Source organism: Bacteroides sp. BFG-637 (assembly GCF_024793605.1).
GTDB classification, from domain to species: Bacteria; Bacteroidota; Bacteroidia; order Bacteroidales; family Bacteroidaceae; genus Bacteroides; species Bacteroides vicugnae.
Genome location: NZ_JANUPD010000002.1, coordinates 3,295,684 through 3,319,824, shown reverse-complemented (window position 1 = coordinate 3,319,824; position 24,141 = coordinate 3,295,684). Strand labels below are relative to the sequence as shown.

22 protein-coding genes and 1 pseudogene are annotated in these 24,141 nt (G+C 41.6%); 20 read left to right on the top strand and 3 right to left on the bottom strand.

The features are described 5' to 3' along the window. Positions 1–10 precede the first annotated feature (10 nt). Positions 11–1,663, top strand: a complete 1,653-nt coding sequence (locus tag NXX38_RS12665) for a flotillin family protein (protein ID WP_148364319.1) — start codon at positions 11–13, stop codon at positions 1,661–1,663. Positions 1,664–1,824: 161 nt separating this feature from the next. After that, a complete protein-coding gene (locus tag NXX38_RS12660; protein ID WP_148364318.1) occupies positions 1,825–2,955 on the top strand; it encodes an ATP-binding protein in 1,131 nt (376 codons plus the stop codon). A 378-nt stretch (positions 2,956–3,333) separates the two neighbouring features. Here NXX38_RS12660 and NXX38_RS12655 read toward each other — a convergent pair whose 3' ends face one another. After that, complete coding sequence (locus NXX38_RS12655; protein ID WP_074560274.1) at positions 3,334–3,771, bottom strand: DUF6078 family protein; 438 nt, start codon at positions 3,769–3,771, stop codon at positions 3,334–3,336. Between the two features lie 194 nt (positions 3,772–3,965). On the opposite strand from NXX38_RS12655, the gene NXX38_RS12650 reads away from it, so the two are divergent. The 18 genes from NXX38_RS12650 (at position 3,966) to miaA (ending at position 21,558) form a co-directional block, all read left to right on the top strand. Further along, positions 3,966–4,826 carry a hypothetical protein gene (locus NXX38_RS12650; protein ID WP_258979626.1) on the top strand — a complete coding sequence of 287 codons (861 nt, stop codon included), beginning with the start codon at positions 3,966–3,968 and terminating at the stop codon, positions 4,824–4,826. An 85-nt stretch (positions 4,827–4,911) separates the two neighbouring features. Continuing rightward, positions 4,912–5,589 (top strand): DUF5715 family protein, encoded by a 678-nt coding sequence (locus NXX38_RS12645; protein WP_004301742.1) that lies wholly within the window; start codon positions 4,912–4,914, stop codon positions 5,587–5,589. A 101-nt stretch (positions 5,590–5,690) separates the two neighbouring features. Next, the gene (locus tag NXX38_RS12640) at positions 5,691–6,683 is read left to right on the top strand and encodes a PhoH family protein (RefSeq protein ID WP_258979625.1); all 993 of its coding nucleotides are present in this window, start codon (positions 5,691–5,693) and stop codon (positions 6,681–6,683) included. Positions 6,684–6,769: 86 nt separating this feature from the next. Then, a complete protein-coding gene (locus tag NXX38_RS12635; protein ID WP_258979624.1) occupies positions 6,770–7,714 on the top strand; it encodes a phosphoribosylaminoimidazolesuccinocarboxamide synthase in 945 nt (314 codons plus the stop codon). Between the two features lie 162 nt (positions 7,715–7,876). Continuing rightward, positions 7,877–8,614, top strand: a complete 738-nt coding sequence (gene ubiE / locus NXX38_RS12630) for a bifunctional demethylmenaquinone methyltransferase/2-methoxy-6-polyprenyl-1,4-benzoquinol methylase UbiE (protein ID WP_148364314.1) — start codon at positions 7,877–7,879, stop codon at positions 8,612–8,614. Positions 8,615–8,656: 42 nt separating this feature from the next. Beyond that, positions 8,657–9,403 carry a shikimate dehydrogenase gene (locus NXX38_RS12625; RefSeq protein WP_004304542.1) on the top strand — a complete coding sequence of 249 codons (747 nt, stop codon included), beginning with the start codon at positions 8,657–8,659 and terminating at the stop codon, positions 9,401–9,403. A gap of 18 nt (positions 9,404–9,421) precedes the next feature. After that, positions 9,422–10,372 (top strand): alpha/beta hydrolase, encoded by a 951-nt coding sequence (locus NXX38_RS12620; protein ID WP_074560070.1) that lies wholly within the window; start codon positions 9,422–9,424, stop codon positions 10,370–10,372. 72 nt (positions 10,373–10,444) lie between these two features. Further along, a complete protein-coding gene (locus tag NXX38_RS12615) occupies positions 10,445–11,362 on the top strand; it encodes a YgcG family protein (RefSeq protein WP_258979623.1) in 918 nt (305 codons plus the stop codon). Positions 11,363–11,409: 47 nt separating this feature from the next. After that, positions 11,410–11,991 carry a LemA family protein gene (locus NXX38_RS12610; protein ID WP_004304537.1) on the top strand — a complete coding sequence of 194 codons (582 nt, stop codon included), beginning with the start codon at positions 11,410–11,412 and terminating at the stop codon, positions 11,989–11,991. Positions 11,992–12,201: 210 nt separating this feature from the next. Continuing rightward, positions 12,202–13,368 (top strand): AIR synthase-related protein, encoded by a 1,167-nt coding sequence (locus NXX38_RS12605; RefSeq protein WP_004320904.1) that lies wholly within the window; start codon positions 12,202–12,204, stop codon positions 13,366–13,368. 3 nt (positions 13,369–13,371) lie between these two features. Next, entirely contained in the window at positions 13,372–14,484 is a 1,113-nt protein-coding gene (gene prfA / locus NXX38_RS12600; protein WP_074560074.1) for a peptide chain release factor 1, read from the top strand. Between the two features lie 76 nt (positions 14,485–14,560). After that, on the top strand, positions 14,561–15,385 hold the full coding sequence (pyrF, locus tag NXX38_RS12595; protein WP_074560076.1) for an orotidine-5'-phosphate decarboxylase: 825 nt from the start codon (positions 14,561–14,563) through the stop codon (positions 15,383–15,385). Between the two features lie 30 nt (positions 15,386–15,415). Further along, the gene (locus tag NXX38_RS12590) at positions 15,416–16,645 is read left to right on the top strand and encodes an HD domain-containing protein (RefSeq protein WP_258979622.1); all 1,230 of its coding nucleotides are present in this window, start codon (positions 15,416–15,418) and stop codon (positions 16,643–16,645) included. A gap of 82 nt (positions 16,646–16,727) precedes the next feature. Then, positions 16,728–17,768, top strand: coding sequence for a UDP-3-O-(3-hydroxymyristoyl)glucosamine N-acyltransferase (gene lpxD, locus NXX38_RS12585; protein ID WP_217721561.1), 1,041 nt, complete (start codon positions 16,728–16,730; stop codon positions 17,766–17,768). Between the two features lie 3 nt (positions 17,769–17,771). Continuing rightward, complete coding sequence (locus tag NXX38_RS12580) at positions 17,772–19,157, top strand: bifunctional UDP-3-O-[3-hydroxymyristoyl] N-acetylglucosamine deacetylase/3-hydroxyacyl-ACP dehydratase (RefSeq protein WP_148364309.1); 1,386 nt, start codon at positions 17,772–17,774, stop codon at positions 19,155–19,157. A 19-nt stretch (positions 19,158–19,176) separates the two neighbouring features. Further along, a complete protein-coding gene (gene lpxA, locus NXX38_RS12575) occupies positions 19,177–19,944 on the top strand; it encodes an acyl-ACP--UDP-N-acetylglucosamine O-acyltransferase (RefSeq protein ID WP_148364308.1) in 768 nt (255 codons plus the stop codon). Between the two features lie 21 nt (positions 19,945–19,965). After that, complete coding sequence (locus tag NXX38_RS12570) at positions 19,966–20,520, top strand: plasmid pRiA4b ORF-3 family protein (RefSeq protein ID WP_148364307.1); 555 nt, start codon at positions 19,966–19,968, stop codon at positions 20,518–20,520. Between the two features lie 135 nt (positions 20,521–20,655). Further along, complete coding sequence (miaA, locus tag NXX38_RS12565) at positions 20,656–21,558, top strand: tRNA (adenosine(37)-N6)-dimethylallyltransferase MiaA (protein WP_004304526.1); 903 nt, start codon at positions 20,656–20,658, stop codon at positions 21,556–21,558. Between the two features lie 6 nt (positions 21,559–21,564). Here miaA and NXX38_RS12560 read toward each other — a convergent pair. Both NXX38_RS12560 and NXX38_RS12555 read right to left on the bottom strand, forming a co-directional pair. Next, positions 21,565–23,681, bottom strand: a pseudogene (locus tag NXX38_RS12560) (TonB family protein). A gap of 23 nt (positions 23,682–23,704) precedes the next feature. After that, on the bottom strand, positions 23,705–24,073 hold the full coding sequence (locus tag NXX38_RS12555) for a BlaI/MecI/CopY family transcriptional regulator (RefSeq protein WP_009000503.1): 369 nt from the start codon (positions 24,071–24,073) through the stop codon (positions 23,705–23,707). Positions 24,074–24,141: the final 68 nt, after the last annotated feature.

The following is a 24,141-nucleotide window of genomic DNA, read 5'->3' as shown; positions in this document are numbered from 1 at the left end:
ACACAATTCTATGACACAAGAAATGTTGATTATGGCTGCTATATTAGTGGCAGTCATCCTACTCACTTTTATTGGTATCCTTTCTCGTTACCGCAAATGTAAGAGTGATGAAGTCCTCGTTGTATATGGTAAAACAGGAGGAGATAAGAAGTCAGCGAAGCTATATCACGGTGGTGCAGCTTTCGTATGGCCGATTATCCAGGGATATGAATTCCTTTCCATGAAACCCATGCAGATTGAATGCAAACTGACGGGTGCACTGTCTGCTCAGAATATCCGTGTGGATGTGCCGACTACCATTACTGTAGCTATCAGCACTGATCCCGAAGTAATGCAAAATGCTGCTGAACGTATGCTGGGTTTGACGATGGACGACAAACAGAATTTAATTACCGATGTCGTATATGGTCAGATGCGTATGGTGATCGCCGATATGACTATCGAAGAATTAAATTCAGACCGCGATAAGTTTCTGGCTAAAGTAAAAGACAACATCGATACTGAACTTCGCAAGTTCGGTTTGTACCTGATGAACATCAATATCAGTGACATTCGCGATGCTGCCAACTACATTGTCAACTTAGGTAAGGAAGCTGAAAGTAAGGCTCTGAACGAAGCACAAGCTAACATCGAAGAACAGGAAAAGCTGGGTGCTATCAAAATTGCCAATCAGATTAAGGAACGCGAAACCAAAGTTGCAGAAACGCGTAAAGATCAAGATATCGCCATCGCAGAAACGAAGAAACAACAGGAAATCTCGGTTGCCAATGCAGATAAGGACAGAATTTCTCAAGTAGCCATCGCCAATGCGGAAAAAGAATCACAAGTAGCAAAAGCTGAAGCCGAAAAGAATATCCGTATCGAACAGGCGAATACCGAAAAGGAAAGCCGTGTTGCCGAACTTAACTCGGATATGGAAATCAAGCAGGCGGAAGCTGCCAAGAAAGCTGCCATCGGACGCAATGACGCACAGAAAGAGGTGGCTCTGTCAAATTCAGAACTGGCCGTGACGCAAGCTAATGCCGACAAGCAAGCCGGTGAAGCTGCCGCCAGATCGGAAGCTGCCGTACAAACTGCACGTGAAATTGCCCAGAAGGAGGTAGAAGAAGCCAAAGCACGTAAAGTGGAATCTTCATTGAAAGCTGAAAAGATCGTTCCTGCGGAAATCGCCAGACAGGAAGCTATTCTACAAGCTAATGCCATTGCCGAAAAGATTACTCGTGAGGCAGAAGCACGCGCAAAAGCTACTTTGGCACAAGCGGAAGCAGAAGCAAAAGCTATCCAGATGAAACTGGAAGCAGAAGCGGAAGGTAAGAAACGTTCATTACTTGCTGAAGCGGAAGGTTTCGAAGCAATGGTAAGAGCAGCCGAATCGAACCCGGCCATCGCTATCCAATACAAGATGGTAGACCAATGGAAGGAAATCGCCGGCGAACAGGTAAAGGCATTCGAGCACATGAACTTAGGAAATATCACGGTATTCGACGGAGGAAACGGTGGCACAAGCAATTTCCTGAATACATTAGTAAAGACAGTAGCTCCGAGCCTTGGTATATTGGACAAGCTTCCTATCGGTGAAACAGTGAAAGGCATTATCAATCCGGACAGTAAAACGGAGGAAGAGCCTGCAACGAAAGCTGAAGAGAAGAAGGATAAGAAATAATCCTGCTCCGACAAATAATAGTGCGCTGATGAAAGAAAATGATTGTTCTTTCATCAGCGCACTATTTATATACACATAAACAAAAAAAGTCTTTGAATATTCCCCAATTATTACGTTCTTTGTATTACATAAAATATGTAACATAAAAGATATAATAAGATATGAAACCATATAATCCATTCCTTGTGTACGGTTACAACAGTCCGGAATACTTTTGTGACCGGGAAAAAGAAACTGATAAAATGATTTCAGCGTTACAAAACGGGCGGAATCTGACATTAATATCTCCTCGGCGTATGGGAAAGACGGGACTCATCAAAAATGTATTCTACCGGATGAAACAGGAAAAGAATCCGAATACCGCCTATTTCTACATGGATATCTATCCCACACGCGACTTAAAGGCATTCATACAATTGCTTGCTCAAAATGTTCTCGGAGAATTGGATACCCTGTCCCAAAATATACTCAGGCAAATGACCGCTTTCTTCAAATCTTGCCGCCCCATAATCAGTACTGACGAAAGAAGCGGTATGCCTACCGTAACTCTGGACTTTGCCCCTGCTCATGCCGAACAGACACTAAAAGAAGTGCTCGACTATATGGCAGCTTCAAAAAAACATTGTTACCTTGCCATTGATGAGTTCCAACAGATTACAGAATATCCGGAAAAAGGTGTAGAAGCATTGCTCCGTTCTCATATCCAATTCATGCCGAATGTACACTTTATCTTTTCCGGAAGTAAAAAACATGTAATGGAAGAAATGTTCAGTTCTGCAAAACGACCTTTTTATCAAAGTACCCAGATTATTGTATTAAAGGAGATTCCATTGGAGAATTATTATTCATTCGCACACTCATTCTTTGCCAAAGAAAAAAGAGAGCTACCGTTAGAAACATTCTCCTACTTATACCAACTTGAAAACGGACACACCTGGTACATTCAAAGCATACTCAACCGATTGTATGAGAAGAAAATCAACCCTATTGATAACCGACTGGTAGATAGCTGTATAAACGACATTTTAGATGAACAGGAAACCATATACCAAAGTAACCTGACACTACTAACCAACAATCAAGTGGATCTATTGAAAGCTATTGCCACAGAAGGCTGTATAAAAAGTATAAATGCCAATGACTTTATCAAAAGGCATCATCTAAAAACGCCCAGCAGCGTTAACGTGGCACTGAAGTCCTTACTAAATAAAGAACTGATATATAATACACCAGATGGTTATATTGTCTATGACCGTTTTTTCGGAAAATGGCTGAAAGACACAGTGATCTAACCACACTAGAAATGATTTGGCAATTTCATTTCTCATATTCTCATAATATTTGATTAATAACCTACTAATCAACAATATATAATATGAGAAATACTTTTCAATAAGGTATTTCTCATATTATTTTGCCTGAAAAGTCGTAAATAAACGGTATTTCTCATACTTATCATCATGCATTTCTCATACCGAAACTGATATTCAATAAACGGAAGTATATACCTTCTTTTTACTTTCATCACAGACTTCCTTTGTCCCATATATTGTGGGAAGAGATTCCCTAGCTGGAGGGAAAAGATTCCCCCATTTTGTGGGAAAGTATTCCCACATTTTATGAGAATACTTTCCCACAATATATGGGACTATCGGAACTAATAGATATCCTTAACCTAGATCATAGTATTCTATGTATTCGTCAAATTGAGGTGATCCGGCAACGCCCCTCTTGCGGAAAAGTCCTTGTATATATTCCTGCTCCTTCGGCTTTATCAATCGCTCTTTGTTGCAGCAACGGTAATAAACAGTCTTGCCGAAATAGGAAATCATCTGTCGTTTAATAATGTTGGCATCAGCAAGCGGCACACGGTCCAATATATGTTTCATTCCCCGTGCAAAAAGCAAAGGTTTTTCATCAATAAAGTAAGTGCAGTCTCCGCCATCGGAAGCGATATGTTCGGGATTGATAACCGTTACAGCAGCCCGTTCTTTCGGCATTCGGAGAGTTACTTGTCGACGCAGACATTTGTCTGCACGCAAACAATGTCCATTCAAGCAATGAGCGAAGCTGACGGGCATAGAATTGTAATCGAAATCTGTTTTCATGTGTGTTATGTTTAGTGGGAAAACAACCTATTCTTTTGATAAGCAGTCACAAATGTATGAAAATTGCTTGATGGCAGGAAATAAATATAACATTTAATTAATTATATTGATTAAATCCATATATTTGTCTCCAACATCAACACAGGAACTTATACAACTATATCTCTCCTGCTAAACTATAAAACAGAATAATCATGAAGACAAAACATTTACTTGGAGCGCTACTGTCATTTCTTTGTACCATTTTCCTTTTTAGTTATGGCAATGACGATGAAAAAAGAATATATCCTTTATCTTTCGAAAAAGAATATTATGAACGACCCTTGCTAGGAGCAGCCAATATTATGATTAGAGGCGGCAACAGAGACTACACTGTAACTGTCGAAAAAACTGAAATTTTAAGTATAGATGTAGATTTGTCCAGTTCAATAGGAATGGGGAGTTTAAAAATCTATCCTAAAAAGAAAGGAGAAACAAAAGTAAGCGTAAAAGACAACATCACCAACGAAACTGTCGATTTAAAAATTAAAATTACAGACGTATATCTGGCGTATTCAATAAAAGAAAGCAATCATCCGGCACTTTCCAATGGTACTGCGATCTATCTGATCAACAATGAAGCAAAAGACTGTTATTTCTTCCGTTATATTTACGCTCAACACGAACTATCCCCTACTCCGATAGCCAAAGGAACATACGATTTTTCAGTCAAATTAGAAAATGGCTCCGGTAACTCATCACCTACACATGCCATACCTTATTTAACATTAAATTATGCGTCCGATGAACAAGGAAATTTCACAGATGCATCAATCCCTCCCACCCTTCACAAATTAAGATTTGAACTATTTGATGGAGTTACAAACGCAAATGCTGTTGTCAATCTTATACAAAGATATTTAAAGGTAGATTGGGAGCAACTTATTAACAATGCTCCTACTAGAAGTGACTATTTGATCATACCATCGCTGAAGACAACAATAGATAACACGGATTATACCATTATAGGCACTCTTGATACCCGTCCGGAAATACCGGAAAATATTTTAGAGTGACCCATAAAAGATATGAGGCGGAAAATAATGCAAAGCATAGAACGTATGAAAAAATAGCGTATATTTGCGGGCAAAAAAATACAAAATGACTACTTACAAGCTTCGTATATTACCGCTATTTTTACTTGTCATTGGGCTTACAACGCTTACTTCAAGCTGCAAAAAGAAAGACATGTCACTGAAATTGAACAAGCCGCACAACATTCGTGGCGTTGTCAGTTACAAACGTTCTTTCCCTGATTTGAACGATGCACATCTGGAAGTCGCTAAAAAGATAGGTATCAGCCCGCTGGCAGACCGAGAAGAAGCGGAAGCAATGAAAGAAAAGTTGACTCATATCACTGACAATGAATTTTATGCAGTGGATTCATTGACACATTCCATTCCCTACCTCGTTCCACGTGCCAGCGCATTGCTCGATACAATCGGCTCCAACTTTCTCGATTCATTGGCTGCCAAAGGTCTGAATCCCAATCAGGTAATCATCACCTCCGTACTACGTACTGAAAACGATGTGAAACGTCTCCGCCGTCGCAATGGAAATGCCTCCGCCAACTCGGCACATTGTTTCGGGGCTACTTTTGATGTTAGTTGGAAACGTTTTAAGAAAGTGGAAGATAAAGACGGTCGCCCTATGCAGGACGTGAGTGCCGACACACTGAAGCTTGTTCTATCCGAAGTTTTAAGAGATCTACGACAAGCTGAAAAATGCTATATCAAATACGAACTGAAGCAAGGTTGTTTCCATATTACTGCCCGATGAACGGAAGATGAATGTAAATTGCAGTAAAATTCACCTCTAAACAATCAGAGAATCCAAAACGTTTCATTAAATTTGCAGAAATTTTTCTTTAATACGATTGAATGATAGAGAAACTGATTGTTCTTGAGGATATTGATCCGGTTATTTTTTACGGCGTAAACAACGCCAACATACAGTTAATTAAAGCTTTATATCCAAAGCTACGCATAGTTGCCCGAGGCAATGTCATCAAAGTGCTGGGCGACGAGGAAGAAATGTGTGCCTTCGAAGAAAATATCACCAAACTTGAAAAGTACTGCGCCCAATATAATTCACTGAAAGAAGAAGTTATCATTGACATTATAAAAGGAAATGCGCCGCAAACGGAACAGACAGGAAACGTGATTGTGTTCAGCGTCACGGGAAAACCTATCATCCCCCGAAGCGAAAACCAGTTGAAACTGGTAGAAGGATTCGCCAAGAATGATATGGTATTCGCCATCGGTCCGGCAGGTTCGGGAAAGACATACACCGCTATCGCTCTCGCCGTACGTGCATTGAAGAATAAAGAAATCAAAAAAATCATCCTTAGCCGCCCCGCCGTAGAAGCCGGAGAAAAGCTCGGTTTCCTGCCCGGCGACATGAAAGATAAGATCGACCCATACCTGCAACCTTTATACGATGCCCTGCAAGATATGATACCTGCTGCCAAGTTAAAGGAATACATGGAATTGAACATTATCCAGATTGCCCCGTTAGCCTTTATGCGCGGACGCACGCTGAATGATGCAGTCGTGATTCTTGACGAAGCGCAGAATACTACCGCACAGCAAATCAAAATGTTCCTCACCCGTATGGGTATGAACACCAAGATGATTGTGACGGGAGACATGACACAGATTGACCTTCCCGCTTCACAAACGTCAGGATTGGTGCAAGCTCTCCGCATCTTGAAGGGAGTGAAAGGTATCAGTTTTGTTGAACTGAATAAAAAGGATATCGTACGCCATAAACTGGTGGAACGTATCGTGGATGCTTACGAAAAATTCGACAAAGAAGCGAAAGCCGAACGTAATGGTTCACCACAGAGGCCACAGAGTACACAGAGGATTTAATCCTGATATTTCAATAAACTCTCTGTGTACTCCGTGTCCTCTGTGGTGAAATTAAAGAAAGAAGCATAATTTTAATATATATCATTATGAATGCATTAACAAAAACAGATTTCAACTTTCCGGGACAGAAAAGCGTGTACCACGGAAAAGTGCGCGATGTATACAACATCAACGGCGAAAAACTCGTCATGGTAGCAACCGACCGTATTTCGGCCTTTGACGTAGTACTTCCTGAAGGTATTCCTTACAAAGGACAAATGCTGAACCAGATTGCAGCTAAATTCCTCGATGCCACTACTGACATCTGTCCGAACTGGAAAATGGCTACTCCGGACCCAATGGTAACGGTAGGTGTATTGTGTGAAGGTTTTCCGGTAGAAATGATTGTACGCGGTTATCTGTGTGGAAGCGCATGGCGTACTTACAAAAGCGGTGTACGCGAAATTTGCGGCGTGAAGTTGCCGGACGGAATGCGCGAAAACCAGAAATTCCCGGAACCCATCATTACTCCGACTACGAAAGCTGAAATGGGATTGCACGACGAAGACATCTCTAAGGAGGAAATCCTGAAACAAGGACTGGCTACTCCGGAAGAGTATGAAATTCTCGAAAAATATACATTAGCCCTTTTCAAACGTGGTACTGAAATCGCAGCAGAGCGCGGACTGATCCTCGTAGATACAAAATACGAATTCGGTAAACACAACGGTACTATCTACCTGATGGACGAAATCCACACTCCGGATTCAAGCCGCTATTTCTACTCTGAAAGTTATCAGGAACGTTTCGAAAAAGGCGAACCGCAGAAACAACTTTCTAAAGAATTCGTTCGTGAATGGTTGATGGAAAACGGTTTTCAGGGCAAAGACGGTCAGAAAGTACCGGAAATGACTCCGGCTATCGTACAAAGCATCAGTGACCGTTACATCGAATTGTTCGAAAACATCACCGGTGAGAAATTTGTGAAAGAAGATACTAGCAATATCGCTGAACGTATATTCAAAAACGTCGAAACTTTTTTGAATAGCTGATAAGCGATAAATGACAGATAATAAATGATAGTTGATAGATGATAAATGATAGTTAATATGCAGCTTATCGCATATAACTATTGACTCTGTCATCTTACAACTATCATTTATCAACTATCTTCTTCAACTATCAACTATCATTTATCAACTATCAACTAAAAAATGGATTACCCGCAACAACATATCAAGCCTTACGACGAAGAAGGGAAAAAGACCGAGCAAGTGGAACGTATGTTCGACAATATCGCACATGCCTACGACAAGTTGAACCATACCTTATCTTTAGGTATCGACCGCAGCTGGCGCAGAAAAGCTATTGCCTGGTTACGCCCTTTCCAACCGCAGCGCATGATGGATGTAGCGACCGGCACAGGGGATTTTGCTATCCTCGCCTGCCGCAAACTGCAACCTGCCGAACTGATCGGCACGGACATCTCGGAAGGTATGATGAATGTGGGACGTGAAAAAGTAAAAAAGGAAGGACTGTCGGATAAAATATCTTTTGCCCGAGAGGACTGTACTTCACTCTCTTTTGCCGACAATAATTTTGACGCTATCACTGTAGCTTTCGGTATCCGCAACTTCGAAGATCTCGACAAAGGGCTCTCCGAAATGTGCCGCGTACTGAAACCGGGCGGCCATCTTGTAATTCTGGAACTTACCACTCCGGACCGTTTCCCGATGAAACAACTGTTTTCCATCTACTCTAAAGTCGTCATTCCATTATTGGGCAAGCTTCTCTCCAAAGACAACAGTGCCTACCACTATCTGCCGGACACGATCAAAGTATTTCCTCAAGGGGAAGTTATGAAAGGAGTCATCGCACGAGCCGGATTTAGCGAAGTCAACTTCAAACGGCTGACTTTTGGCATTTGCACTCTTTATACCGCGACAAAATAGTACCAAATCATTATGAATGATTAATTTAATCCTGATTGCATTATGGAAAAATATGGTTTAATCGGCTACCCTCTGCGACATTCATTTTCTATCGGATACTTTAATGAGAAATTCAAATCCGAAGGTATCAATGCAGAGTATGTGAATTTCGAAATTCCCAGCATTAATAACTTCATGGAAGTTATCGAAGAGAATCCCAATTTATGCGGGCTTAATGTGACTATCCCCTACAAAGAACAAGTGATTCCTTTTTTGGATGAACTCGACCGTGATACCGCAAAGATAGGTGCAGTGAATGTCATTAAAATCATCCGCCAGCAGAAAGGAAAAGTCAAACTGGTTGGCTACAACTCCGACATTATCGGATTCACTCAATCCATTCAGCCTTTATTGCAGCCTCACCACCAAAAAGCTTTGATTCTGGGTACCGGCGGAGCTTCCAAAGCCGTCTACCATGGGCTGAAAAACTTGGGTATTGAAAGTATATTCGTATCACGAACCCACAAAGCCGATGATATGCTGACTTATGAGGAACTGACTCCCGAAATCATGGCAGAATACACAATCATCGTCAACTGTACTCCCGTAGGAATGTTTCCCAAGGTAGATTTCTGTCCTAATATTCCTTATGAGCTACTGACTCCAAACCATTTGCTCTACGATTTGTTATATAATCCTAATGTTACGCTGTTCATGAAAAAAGGAGAAGCACAAGGGGCTGTCGTTAAAAACGGTCTGGAAATGTTGCTGCTCCAGGCATTTGCCGCATGGGAGATATGGCATAAATAAGGATTAGAAAGAATTTTTATGAGGAGAAAAGTTGTATATAGCATCATTATTATCATGCTGGCATTGACCGGCTGCACCATCGGAGGAAGTTTTTATATGTTAAACTTTTCATTGACTCCGAATGCCAAGATTTTGTCTAAAGATGCCGACTCTTATCCCTTCATGTATAGAGACTACCCTTTCCTACGTCCATGGGTGGACAGCCTGAAACAAGTGGACGCACTGAAAGACACTTTCATCATCAATCCGCATGGAATACAACTTCATGCGTATTATGTTGCTGCTCCCCAGCCCACCAGTAAGACAGCAGTCATTGTACATGGATATACAGATAATGCTATCCGTATGTTTATGATTGGTTATCTATATAATCGAGATTTAGGATATAACATATTACTTCCCGACCTGCAACATCAGGGAGAAAGTGAAGGTCCGGCCATCCAGATGGGATGGAAAGACCGTTGGGACGTATTGCAATGGATGAACATTGCCAATGAAATTTTCGGAGACAGTACGCAAATGGTTGTACACGGCATTTCAATGGGAGGTGCGACAACCATGATGGTGTCCGGTGAGAAACAGAAGCCATTTGTTAAATGCTTTGTTGAGGATTGCGGCTACACCAGCGTATGGGACGAATTCTCACATGAACTTAAAGCCAGTTTCCACCTTCCTCCTTTTCCACTAATGTATACCACAAGCTGGCTCTGCGAAAAGAAATATGGATGGAATTTCAAAGAGGCATCCTCACTGAAACAAGTAGCTAAGTCACAACTTCCGATGCTGTTTATTCACGGGGATAAAGATACGTATGTACCGACCTGGATGGTATATTCGCTCTACGAAGCCAAACCGGAACCCAAAGAACTATGGATTGTGCCGGGAGCGGCTCATGCTGTTTCATACAAAGAGAATAAACAGGAGTACACCGACCGAGTCCGTGCATTCGTCGGGCGATACATTCATTAAACCTATTATAACAACGAGTTGTAGATTCATAACAGAAAAAGTTTCTATATTTGCATACATAAAATATTCGTTATGAAATCAATATTGACTTTTATACTAGCAACTATTCTTCTGTTCCCACTACAAGCTCAAGAGAAAGTATACACGGTGGACAACCTCCCGAAAGTTCACCTGCAAAACAAAATGCAATATGTTTGCAACCCGGCCGGCATACTTTCACAGGCTGCTTGTGACAGTATAGACTCCATGCTTTATGCCTTGGAACAACAAACAGGAATTGAAACGGTAGTTGCCGTAGTTCCTTCAATCGGAGAAGAAGATTGTTTCAACTTCTGCCACCAGCTACTCAACCAATGGGGTGTTGGGAAGAAAGGCAAAAATAATGGATTGGTCATTTTGTTGGTTACAGATCAACGTTGTATCCAGTTTTATACCGGTTATGGACTGGAAGGAGTGCTCCCCGATGCGATCTGCAAAAGGATTCAAACCAAATATATGATTCCTTACCTGAAAGACGGAAATTGGAATGCAGGAATGGTGGCTGGTCTTAAAGCAACTTGCCAGCGTCTTGACGGTTCCATGGAAAACGATGCCCTCTCCGATTCGAACGACGGTGGCTCCTTTGATTTTGTTCTTGCCATCCTTTGCTTTATTGTCATCGGTGGAGGTCTTGCTTTCTTTTCTGCACACAGGCAAAGCCGTTGCCCGAAATGCGGTAAACACCAATTGCAGAGAACAGGAAGCGCAATCGTATCCCGGATTAACGGAGTGAAAACTGAAGATGTCACCTATACATGTAGAAACTGCGGACATACCATCATACGTCGTCAACAAAGTTATGATAGCGACTACCATCACCGGGGAGGTGGCGGAGGCGGTCCATTTATCGGCGGCTTTGGCGGAGGTAGTTTAGGAGGCGGAGGCGGTTTCGGTGGAGGCAGCTTCGGCGGAGGAATGGGAGGCGGTGGTGGTGCCGGCTCACGTTTCTAAAGAAAATAAGAAAAAACAGATTATCAAATTCAATAAAAACAAGAAACATGAAGAAGTCAATTATTATCATCTTAGCCGTTGTGGCTATCCTTGTCATATGGGCAGTAAGTGTATATAACGGTCTGGTAACTATGGACGAGAATGTAAGTGGTCAATGGGCAAATGTAGAAACTCAATACCAACGCCGTGCCGACTTGATTCCTAATTTGGTAAATACCGTGAAAGGATATGCAACACATGAAAAGGAAACATTAGAGGGAGTTGTTGCCGCACGTAGCCAGGCAACTCAAATTAAAGTGGACGCCGCCGATCTGACACCGGAAAAGCTGGCGCAATATCAAAAGGCGCAAGGTGCTGTAACATCAGCACTGGGCAAGTTATTAGCTATTACCGAGAATTATCCCGACTTAAAAGCTAATCAAAACTTCCTGGAATTACAGGCTCAACTGGAAGGAACTGAAAACCGTATCAATGTAGCACGCAAAAATTTCAATGATGCTGCACAGGCTTATAACACCAATATCCGCCGTTTCCCTAAGAATATCTTTGCAGGAATGTTCGGCTTTGATAAGAAAGCATATTTTGAAGCAGAAGAAGGAAGCGAGAAGGCTCCGAAAGTAGAATTCTAAAAAAGATCAGATAAAGCCCTTACATATTAAGAGTTAAAATCACAGTTCTCATTACTATGATTTTAACTCTTAATTTTCTATTATTATTCTCCTTTTCAAGAGAATATTCTAAAGTAAAATAGTTAATGATTAACATTTGCCAGTACCTAGTTGGCTGTACCAAAAAAAAGCAGTACTTTTGCAGCCGTATACAATATAATTCTATAACTCATGAGTAATCAACGATACATGATGCGTGGAGTAAGCGCATCAAAAGAAGATGTGCACAACGCCATCAAGAACATCGACAAAGGAATCTTTCCGAAAGCATTCTGTAAAATTATTCCCGATATATTGGGAGGTGACCCGGAATATTGCAACATTATGCACGCCGATGGTGCCGGAACCAAATCATCTCTTGCTTATATGTACTGGAAAGAAACGGGTGATTTGTCCGTTTGGAAAGGTATCGCACAGGATGCATTGATTATGAATATCGACGACCTGCTTTGTGTAGGTGCCGTAGACAATATTCTTGTCTCTTCTACCATTGGACGTAATAAACTGTTGATTCCCGGAGAAGTAATTTCCGCCATCATCAATGGAACAGATGAATTGCTGGCCGAACTCCGTGAAATGGGGGTAGGTGTATACGCAACCGGTGGTGAAACAGCTGATGTCGGCGACTTGGTTCGTACAATCATCGTTGACTCTACCGTAACTTGTCGCATGAAACGTTCAGACGTTATCGACAATGCCAATATTCGTCCGGGTGACGTGATCGTCGGTCTGGCTTCTTACGGACAAGCTACTTACGAAAAAGAATACAATGGCGGTATGGGCAGCAATGGTTTGACAAGTGCCCGTCACGATGTATTCGGAAAATATCTTGCTGAAAAATATCCGGAAAGCTACGATGCTGCCGTTCCCGAAGAATTAGTTTACTCCGGCAAGTTAAAACTGACAGACAGTGTAGAAGATTCTCCGATTGATGCAGGTAAGTTGGTGCTCTCCCCTACTCGTACATACGCACCGGTAGTGAAGAAATTACTCGATGCACTGCGCCCGGAAATCCATGGAATGGTACACTGTTCCGGTGGTGCACAAACCAAAGTTTTACACTTTGTTGAAAATGTTCGTGTAGTAAAAGATAATCTTTTCCCCGTTCCTCCTTTATTCAAAACTATTCAAGAACAAAGCGGTACGGACTGGGCAGAAATGTACAAGGTATTCAATATGGGACATCGCCTCGAAGTCTACTTGTCACCGGAACATGCAGAAGAAGTAATTGCTATTTCCGAGTCATTCGGTATTCCGGCACAGATTGTAGGACGTGTTGAAGCATGTGAGCAAACAGAATTAATCATTAAGAGCGAATTCGGAGAATTTAGATACTAAAGAATGGCAGATAACAGTACCATATTAGAAAAATTAGACGGACTCGTAGCCCGTTTTGAAGAAATATCTACCCTTATCACAGACCCGGCAGTGATTGCCGATCAGAAACGTTACGTCAAGTTGACTAAAGAATATAAGGAATTAGACGACTTGATGAAAGCAAGGAAAGAATATATCCAATTACTGGGTAATATTGAAGAAGCTAAAAATATCCTTGCTAATGAATCGGACACCGAAATGCGCGAGATGGCAAAAGAAGAAATGGACAATAGTCAAGAGCGCCTTCCGGTATTGGAAGAAGAAATCAAACTGATGCTTGTCCCTGCCGATCCGCAAGACAGCAAGAACGCAATTCTTGAAATCCGTGGTGGTGCAGGAGGTGATGAAGCAGCTATCTTTGCCGGTGACCTCTTTCGTATGTATGCCAAATTCTGTGAAACCAAAGGTTGGAAGATGGAAGTCTCCAATGCAAACGAAGGGACAGCAGGAGGATTCAAAGAAGTTGTTTGTAGCGTCACGGGCGATAATGTATACGGAATCTTAAAATATGAATCGGGAGTACACCGCGTACAGCGTGTTCCTGCTACCGAAACACAAGGACGTGTTCATACTTCTGCCGCATCAGTGGCGGTACTTCCCGAAGCTGAAGAATTCGATGTAGTCATCAACGAAGGAGAAATCAAATGGGATACTTTCCGAAGTGGTGGTGCCGGTGGACAGAATGTAAATAAGGTAGAATCCGGAGTACGTCTGCGTTATATCTGGAAGAACCCGAATACAGGTATTGCCGAAGAAATACTCATTGAATGTACCGAAACACGTGACCAACCGAAAAATAAGGAACGTGCTTTGGCCCGTCTCCGTACGTTTATCTATGACAAGGAACATCAGAAATACATCGATGACATTGCCTCCAAACGTAAAACAATGGTATCGACCGGAGACCGTTCTGCTAAAATCCGCACCTACAACTATCCGCAGGGACGAATCACCGACCATCGCATCAATTACACGATTTATAATCTTGCTGCATTCATGGACGGGGATATTCAAGACTGCATCGACCACCTGATCGTAGCAGAAAACGCGGAACGCTTGAAAGAAAGCGAGCTTTAGAAAAATGAAGAGTTGATCGTTGAGAATGATTTCTTAGAAATAGTCAATAGTAAATTGTATAATAGTAAATAACAAGATGGATAAGCAACAATTATTTGAAAACATAAAGCGCAAAAAATCATTCCTCTGTGTAGGACTTGATACTGACATCAAGAAAATCCCGGAGCATCTGTTGAAAGAAGAAGATCCGATCTTTGCATTCAACAAAGCCATCATCGACGCGACAGCAGATTTGTGCATCGCCTATAAACCCAATCTGGCTTTCTATGAAAGCATGGGCGTAAAAGGATGGATCGCATTTGAAAAGACAGTAAAATACATCAAAGATAACTATCCGGATCAATTCATTATCGCTGACGCAAAGCGTGGTGACATCGGAAATACTTCTGCAATGTACGCCCGCACCTTCTTTGAAGAGCTTAATATCGACTCTGTAACGGTAGCTCCTTATATGGGCGAAGACAGTGTTACTCCGTTCCTTACCTATGAAGGTAAATGGGTGATCCTGTTGGCATTGACTTCCAACAAAGGTTCGCATGACTTCCAACTAACAGAAGATGTAAACGGCGAACGTCTGTTCGAGAAAGTATTACGTAAATCACAAGAATGGGCTAGTGACGACCGCATGATGTATGTGGTAGGTGCCACTCAAGGACGCGCTTTCGAAGATATTCGTAAAATTGTTCCGAACCATTTCCTTCTCGTACCAGGTGTAGGAGCACAAGGCGGCTCGCTCGAAGAAGTTTGTAAATACGGAATGAACAGTACATGCGGAATCATTGTTAATTCCTCACGTGGTATCATCTACGTAGATAAAACAGAGAAGTTTGCAGAAGCTGCCCGCACCGCCGCACAAGAAGTACAGGCGCAAATGGCTGAACAACTCAAAGCAATTCTCTGAAAAGAGAAAAAGGATCTCTAAAGAAAACGAATGCCTTACGAAAGAAAGATAATTAACGACCCCGTATTCGGGTTCATCAATATTCCAAAGGGGTTACTGTACGATATAGTACGGCATCCCCTTTTGCAGCGTCTTACCCGCATCAAGCAGGTAGGATTATCATCTGTTGTATACCCCGGTGCACAACATACCCGCTTCCAACACTCTTTAGGTGCTTTTTACTTGATGAGTGAAGCTATCAGCCAACTGGCTTCTAAAGGTAATTTCATCTTTGACAGTGAAGCGGAAGCTGTACAGGCCGCCATCCTGTTACATGATATAGGACATGGGCCTTTCTCACATGTACTGGAAGATACTATAGTAAAAGGGGTCTCCCACGAAGAGATTTCCCTCATGCTGATGGAACGGATGAACAAAGAGATGAGTGGTCAGCTTAGTCTTGCCATTCAAATCTTCAAAGACGAATATCCAAAACGCTTTCTCCATCAACTTGTAAGCGGTCAGCTGGATATGGACAGATTGGATTATCTTCGCCGCGACAGCTTTTACACAGGTGTGACAGAAGGAAATATCGGTTCCGCACGGATTATAAAAATGCTTGATGTAGCGGACGACCGCCTGGTTGTCGAATCCAAAGGAATCTACTCTATCGAGAATTTCCTTACGGCACGTCGCCTGATGTACTGGCAAGTATATCTGCATAAGACGTCCGTCGCATACGAAAAAATGCTTATCAGTACCCTATTACGTGCTAAAGAACTGGCATCACAAGGAGTGGAACTGTTCGCATCACCCGCATTGCGTTTTTTCCTTTACAATGATATCAATCCTACGGAGTTCTATAACAACCCCGACTGTCTGGAGAATTTTATTCAACTGGACGACAATGATATATGGACAGCCTTGAAAGTCTGGAGTACTCATGCAGACAAGGTACTTTCTACTTTAAGCATGGGAATGATAAACCGAAATATCTTTAAAGTAGAAATTTCATCGGAACCGATTAGTGAGGACAGAAAAAAGAAATTAACTTTGCACATCAGCCAGCAATTAGGTATAACCCTTTCCGAAGCGAACTATTTTGTCTCTACCCCCAGCATCGAAAAGAATATGTATGACCCGGCAGATGACAGTATTGACATTATCTACAAAGACGGCACTATCAAAAATATTGCCGAAGCATCGGACATGCTGAACATCTCATTATTGTCCAAAAAGGTAAAGAAATACTATCTCTGCTATCAGAGATTACACAGATAAGTATAAAATATTCATGCAATAACACGGAAATCTGAAAAAAAAATCCGTTATTTGTGAACTAATTAAATTTTAAATTAAAGACATGGAGTTCTCGGCTAAGCAAATTGCAGCATTTATCCAAGGGGAAATCATTGGAGACGAAAACGCTACGGTACACACATTCGCTAAAATTGAAGAGGGAATGCCCGGAGCAATTTCTTTCCTGTCAAATCCCAAATATACACCTTACATCTACGAGACACAATCAAGCATTGTCCTGGTTAACAAGGACTTCACTCCCGAGCACGAAATAAAAGCTACTCTGATTAAGGTAGACAATGCATATGAAAGTCTGGCTAAATTGCTCAATCTTTATGAGATGAGCAAACCTAAGAAACAAGGTATAGATTCATTAGCTTTCGTTGCACCCAGCGCCAAAATTGGTGAGAACGTATACATCGGTGCATTTGCCTATATCGGTGAAAATACCGTGATCGGAGATAATACCCAAATTTATCCACACACTTTTGTTGGAGACGGCGTGAAGATAGGCAACAGTTGCTTGCTTTACTCCAATGTAAATGTTTATCATGATTGCCGCATAGGTAACGAATGTATCCTGCACTCGGGTGCAGTGATCGGAGCTGACGGATTTGGCTTTGCTCCCACTCCGAACGGATACGATAAGATTCCGCAAATCGGAATTGTCATTCTGGAAGATAAAGTAGATATAGGTGCTAATACTTGTGTAGACCGTGCTACAATGGGAGCTACGGTAGTGCATAGTGGTGTCAAATTAGACAATCTGATACAAATAGCACATAATGATGAAATAGGTTCGCATACCGTAATGGCTGCACAAGCCGGAATTGCCGGTTCTACCAAAATTGGTGAATGGTGTATGATCGGAGGCCAGGTAGGTATTGCAGGACATTCCAAGATAGGAGACAAAGTTGGTTTAGGCGCACAGTCAGGTGTACCCGGAGACATCAAATCCGGTAGTCAACTTATCGGAACTCCTCCCATGGAACTGAAGCAATACTTTAAAGCATCCGTCGCACAAAGAAGCTTGCCGGATATGCAGAAAGAATTGCGTAATCTGCGCAAAGAAGTAGAAGAATTAAAACAACTATTAAATAAGTAACCAATGCTGAAACAAAAAACGCTGAAAGATAGCTTTTCACTGAGCGGGAAAGGTCTTCACACTGGACTTGATCTCACTGTAACATTTAATCCTGCTCCGGACAATCACGGATATAAGATCCAGCGCATTGACGTAGAAGGACAACCAACTATCGATGCAGTAGCCGACAATGTGACAGAAACCACCCGTGGTACTGTATTGTCGAAGAATGGAGTCAAAGTAAGCACCGTTGAACATGGTATGGCAGCCCTCTACGCACTGGGCATTGATAACTGCCTCATCCAGGTTAACGGACCGGAATTTCCTATTTTAGATGGTAGTGCACAATATTATGTACAAGAAATAGAACGTGTAGGAACCGTAGAACAAAATGCCGTCAAAGACTTTTATATTATCAAGTCTAAAATTGAGTTCCGGGATGAAACGACAGGCTCTTCTATCATTGTACTTCCTGACGAGAATTTCAGTCTGAATGTACTGGTTTCTTACGATTCAACCATTATTCCGAATCAGTTTGCTACACTCGAAGATATGCATAATTTCAAAGACGAAGTGGCTGCCAGCCGTACTTTCGTCTTTGTTCGCGAAATAGAACCGCTGCTTTCCGCCGGATTGATTAAAGGGGGTGACCTGGACAATGCAATCGTAATCTACGAGCGTAAGATGTCACAGGAAAGTTTCGACAAGTTGGCAGATGTGATGGGAGTACCTCACATGGACGCTGAACAATTAGGCTATATCAACCACAAGCCGTTGGTTTGGCCCAATGAATGTGCCCGCCACAAGTTGTTGGATGTGATCGGTGACCTTGCTTTAATTGGTAAACCGATTAAAGGTCGTATCATTGCTACCCGTCCCGGACATACTATCAATAATAAGTTTGCACGCCAGATGCGGAAAGAAATCCGTTTGCACGAGATACAGGCGCCAAGTTACGACTGTAGTCGTGAGCCGGTAATGGATGTAAACCGTATCCGCGAATTATTGCCGCACCGCTATCCTTTCCAACTGGTTGACAAAGTGATTGAGATTGGTGCTAACTACATTGTAGGTATCAAAAATATCACGGCTAACGAACCTTTCTTTCAGGGACATTTCCCACAAGAACCTGTGATGCCGGGAGTACTTCAAGTAGAAGCAATGGCACAAGTCGGTGGTTTACTTGTCTTGAATTCAGTAGACGAACCCGAACGTTATTCTACCTATTTCATGAAAATAGATGGAGTGAAATTTCGCCAGAAAGTAGTGCCGGGAGATACTATTATCTTCCGTGTAGAAATGCTGGCACCTATCCGCCGCGGCATTTCTACTATGAAAGGATATGCATTTGTTGGCGAGAAAGTTGTTTGCGAAGCAGAGTTCATGGCACAAATAGTGAAAAATAAGTAATAATTGATATATTAAAAGCATGATAAGTCCTTTAGCGTATATTCATCCCGAAGCTAAAATCGGGGAAAATGTAGAAATTGCGCCTTTTGTATTTATAGATAAGAACGTAGTTATCGGCGACAACAATAAAATTATGGCTAACGCCAATATTTTATATGGTTCACGTATTGGTAACGGAAACACTATTTTTCCGGGTGCTGTTATCGGAGCCGTTCCGCAGGACCTTAAGTTTCGCGGTGAAGAATCGACAGCCGAAATCGGGGATAATAATCTGATTCGTGAAAATGTAACAATCAACCGTGGTACAGCAGCTAAAGGGCGCACGATTGTAGGAAATAACAATCTACTGATGGAGGGTGTACACGTAGCACACGACGCATTGGTTGGTAACGGATGTATCATCGGTAACTCTACCAAGATGGCAGGTGAAATCATCATTGATGATAATGCGATTGTCAGTGCTAATGTATTGATGCACCAATTCTGTCATGTAGGGAGTCATGTAATGATTCAGGGCGGCTGCCGCTTCAGTAAAGATATTCCTCCTTACATCATCGCAGGACGTGAACCGATTGCTTTCAGTGGAATCAATATCATCGGTCTGCGCCGTCGTGGTTTTGCCAATGAAGTGATCGAAAGTATTCACAATGCATATCGTATCATTTATCAAAGTGGTTTGAACACGACAGAAGCATTGAAGAAAATAGAAGATGAATTTGAAAAAAGTCCGGAAATTGACTATATTATTGATTTCATCCGTAATTCAGAACGTGGTATCATTAAATAAACAGTTCAAAATAGTCATATTATGATATACAGATTTACTATCATATCTGATGAAGTTGACGATTTTGTCAGAGAAATACAAATTGATCCGGAAGCTACTTTTTATGACTTCCATGAAGCAATACTGAAATCAGTAGGGTACACAAACGACCAGATGACTTCTTTCTTTATCTGCGATGACGATTGGGAAAAAGGAAAAGAAGTAACCTTGGAAGAAATGGACGACAATCCGGAAATGGATAGCTGGGTAATGAAAGACACTGTTATCAGTGAACTGGTGGAAGATGAAAAACAGAAACTGCTATATGTATTCGATTACATAACAGAACGTTGTTTCTTCATCGAACTATCCGAAATTATCACCGGAAAAGATATGAATGGCGCCAAATGTACCAAGAAATCAGGAGATGCCCCTAAACAAACGGTAGATTTTGAAGAAATGGCTGCTGCCAGCGGTTCTCTTGATCTGGATGAAAACTTCTATGGTGACCAAGATTTCGACATGGAAGACTTCGATCAGGAAGGATTCGACATAGGTGGCGACGCAAGTACTCCATACGAAGAAGAAAAATTTTAAGTATTAAGTATCAAGTATTAGGTATTAATTGCTATGCAGCGCCAAGCAGTTAATACCTAATATTTTTTAGTTCCCCACACATCTTAATACTTAATACTTAATACTTGATACATAATACTTAATACTTAAAGCCCAATGCCTACTCTCATTGTTCTAATAGGTCCTACAGGTGTAGGGAAAACGGAATTGAGCCTGCGCTTAGCAGAAACTTTTCAGACAAGTATTGTATCTGCCGACTCGAGACAGCTTTATGCCGAATTAAAAATAGGCACGGCAGCTCCTACTCCCGATCAACTTAAACGTGTCCCTCATCAATTGGTCGGTACGCTCCACCTTACAGACTATTACAGTGCCGCCCAATATGAAATAGAAGCGTTGGAAATTCTGGAAAAATTATTTACGCAACATGAAGTTGTGATTCTCACAGGTGGCTCAATGATGTATGTAGACGCTATCTGTAAAGGTATCGACGATATTCCTACCGTTGATGCGGAAACCCGTCAACTCATGCTACAGAAATATGAGGAGGAAGGACTTGAACAACTCTGTGCAGAACTTCGCCTGCTAGATCCGGAATATTATCGGATAGTGGATCTGAAGAATCCCAAACGTGTAATTCATGCATTGGAAATTTGCTATATGACCGGACGCACTTATACTTCTTTTCGCACCCAACAAAAAAAGCAACGTCCTTTCCGTATTCTAAAAATCGGTCTGACTCGCGATCGGGAAGAGTTGTATGACCGTATTAACCGTCGGGTAGATCAGATGATGGAGGAAGGATTACTGGAAGAAGTACGCTCGGTACTTCCCTATCGCCACCTCAATTCGCTCAACACAGTAGGTTATAAAGAACTGTTCAAGTATCTGGATGGAGAATGGGAACTCCCCTTTGCCATAGATAAAATCAAGCAAAACTCCCGCATTTATTCGCGTAAACAGATGACTTGGTTCAAAAGAGATGAAGAAATACAATGGTTCCATCCGGAACAAGAAACGGAGATACTAGCGTACCTCCGTCAACAAATCAATGCATGATTTCTTCTATTTCTTGTTCTGACGGGTCTGATATTCCTCATCCGTCAACATTTCTACAATAATTACCCCATTCTTTCCTTTATCGCCATAAACGGCCTGTGCTGATTTATCTTTCAGCACAGAAATACTCTTTATATGGTCCGGTACGAGCTTGGATAAGGCATCTTTATCCATAGCTTCTTTCCCATCAATTATGACCAAAGACTGTTCACCTTTTATCCCATATATAGATACACCATTAACACCCTTAGTTCCAGAACTTACATTTAGCGCACTGCCTGAAAGTTCAGGGAACAGTTTAACGACCTCCTGCTCCATCCGTATATTCATCGTAGAAGTTACAGGAGCTTTTACAGGCTTATATCCGATAAACGAGAACCACAGATTGCCGTCTTTTATTGCTTCTAGACTAAAATGTCCATTTATATCCGTTATCGTACCATGATTTGTATTAGGTACAATAATACTTACCCCAGCTTTTGGACGTCCCTCTTCGTCAACAACAGTTCCACTGACAGGGAAATCGGGTATAGCATCCGCATTAGTTGCTTTCTTAGAAAAACTGATTTCTATATTGTGTTTTTTATCCTTACTGCCTCTTTGAGTATTCACAAGTATCACCCCGTTTGCTCCACGTTTACCGTACACTTTTATTGAAGCAGAGTCTTTCAACACAGATAGACTTTCGATTGTTGACGGGTCTAACTTTTCCATAGCTTCCATGCTAATCTCCTTGCCATCAGACAAAATCAAAGGCGGTTTATTCTCTGCAAATCTGAAACTTCCGAATCTTACAGGGATAGTATATTTCACCGGCACAGGTCTGCCACGTTGCTTTCCGGGAATCCAATCCGGCATTTCACTGACAATTCTTTCTGCTTCCCGATTCAATGCCTCCTCATCCGACTGAAGTACATGTACATCCTTTATTTTCCCTGTTTCAGCTACCGTAAAACCAACCATCACTCTGCCACCTGCTTTACCTTTCATAGAAGAACTGGCTACTTTATCCATCAGATACTTTTGCAATGCATTCATACCGCCAGGATATTCCGGCATCTGCTCCACAACTTCAAAGACAATAATTTCTTCTTCCGCTTTAGACTTCACTCCAGACACCACTACGGCATCTTTCTTCTCATCTTTTGATACTTTCACTGTATCTTGCAGCACCTTTTCTTGCACAATTTCCGCCAAATCATTAACTTTGACAGCAGAAATCTCTTCCATTTTTTCAGAGATTTCAGGACGGGCAAAAGCAGTTACTGCAATAGCTGCCAACGGAAGTACATACAAATACTTCAACCGTGCCCACGGATTCGATTTTTCTTTTAACATCATAGTGATACGTTTTTTAAGTTTACTGTGATTAAAGCTGTTGGCCATAGAGTAGAGCCTTGTGCCAACAGCTTTTTTTATTAATAATAGTTGATATTCCTTTGCGTTTACACCCTCATTGATTACAGTCTCATCCGCTTCGTACTCATGAATATTCTGCAACTCCTGTTTCAACAACCACGCACCAGGGTTGAACCATTGGAAAAAGATGCAAATATCCGCCACCAATAAGTCAACTGAATGACGATGGTGAATATGAGCCATTTCATGAATAAGGATTTCCCTCCCGTTTTCCTTCAGGTCTTTCCGGCTGATGACAATATACTTCATCCAACTGAACGGAGCTATCTCCTGATTGTGCACCACAAGTGTACCCCCTTTTCCAACTTCTCATGTTTACCGGAATGTATCAACCGAAAGAGACAAATCAAAGAATAGATATTGCAACAGGCAAGAAACAGAATACCCGCCAAATAAACCAGCAGAACCACCTGTACCCAAGATATAGCCGACGTCTCCTGCACTACATCAGCATCAACAGGGGTAGCTTCCAACTCTGCCATCAGTAGCAACTGCTCGATGGAAAGCATAGCCTGTTGCACCTCAACCTGATGCCGGGTAGTTACTTCGATACAAGGAATGAGTAATGAAAAGAACAACACTCCCAATAAAGCCATTCGATTGAAACGATGAAAAGTTTCCTTGCTAAGTAATAACCTGAAAAACAGGTAAAACAAAACAAGACAAACTGACGATTTTAATATATAGATGAAGAAAACTCCCATAGCATAGATTTTCGTTAAAAAGATTAGTGTTTCTTATCAGCCTGTTCCACTTCGTGAATGAGTTGTTTCAATTCATCCAACGAAATATCTTCCTCTTTAACCAAAGAAGAAACAGCATTCAGATAAGAATTATTAAAATACTTGCTAATCACATTCCGCAACGTTCCTTTACGAAAATCCTCTTCACTGACTACGGGATAGTATTGATAAGTATTCCCAAAAGTATAGTGAGCTAAAAAACCTTTTTCTTCCAGCCCACGCACAATCGTAGATAATGTATTAAAATGAGGCTTGGGCTCTTCATAGAAAGCCAACATTTCTTTCACAAACAAGGGGCCTTTTTCCCAGAAAAAGCCCATGATTTCTTCTTCTTTTGCTGTTAATCCTTTCATATCTGCAACTTTGTTTGCTGCAAATAACGAAAAGTTTTAGTTCATAAACTAATTTATCTAGTTAAAGT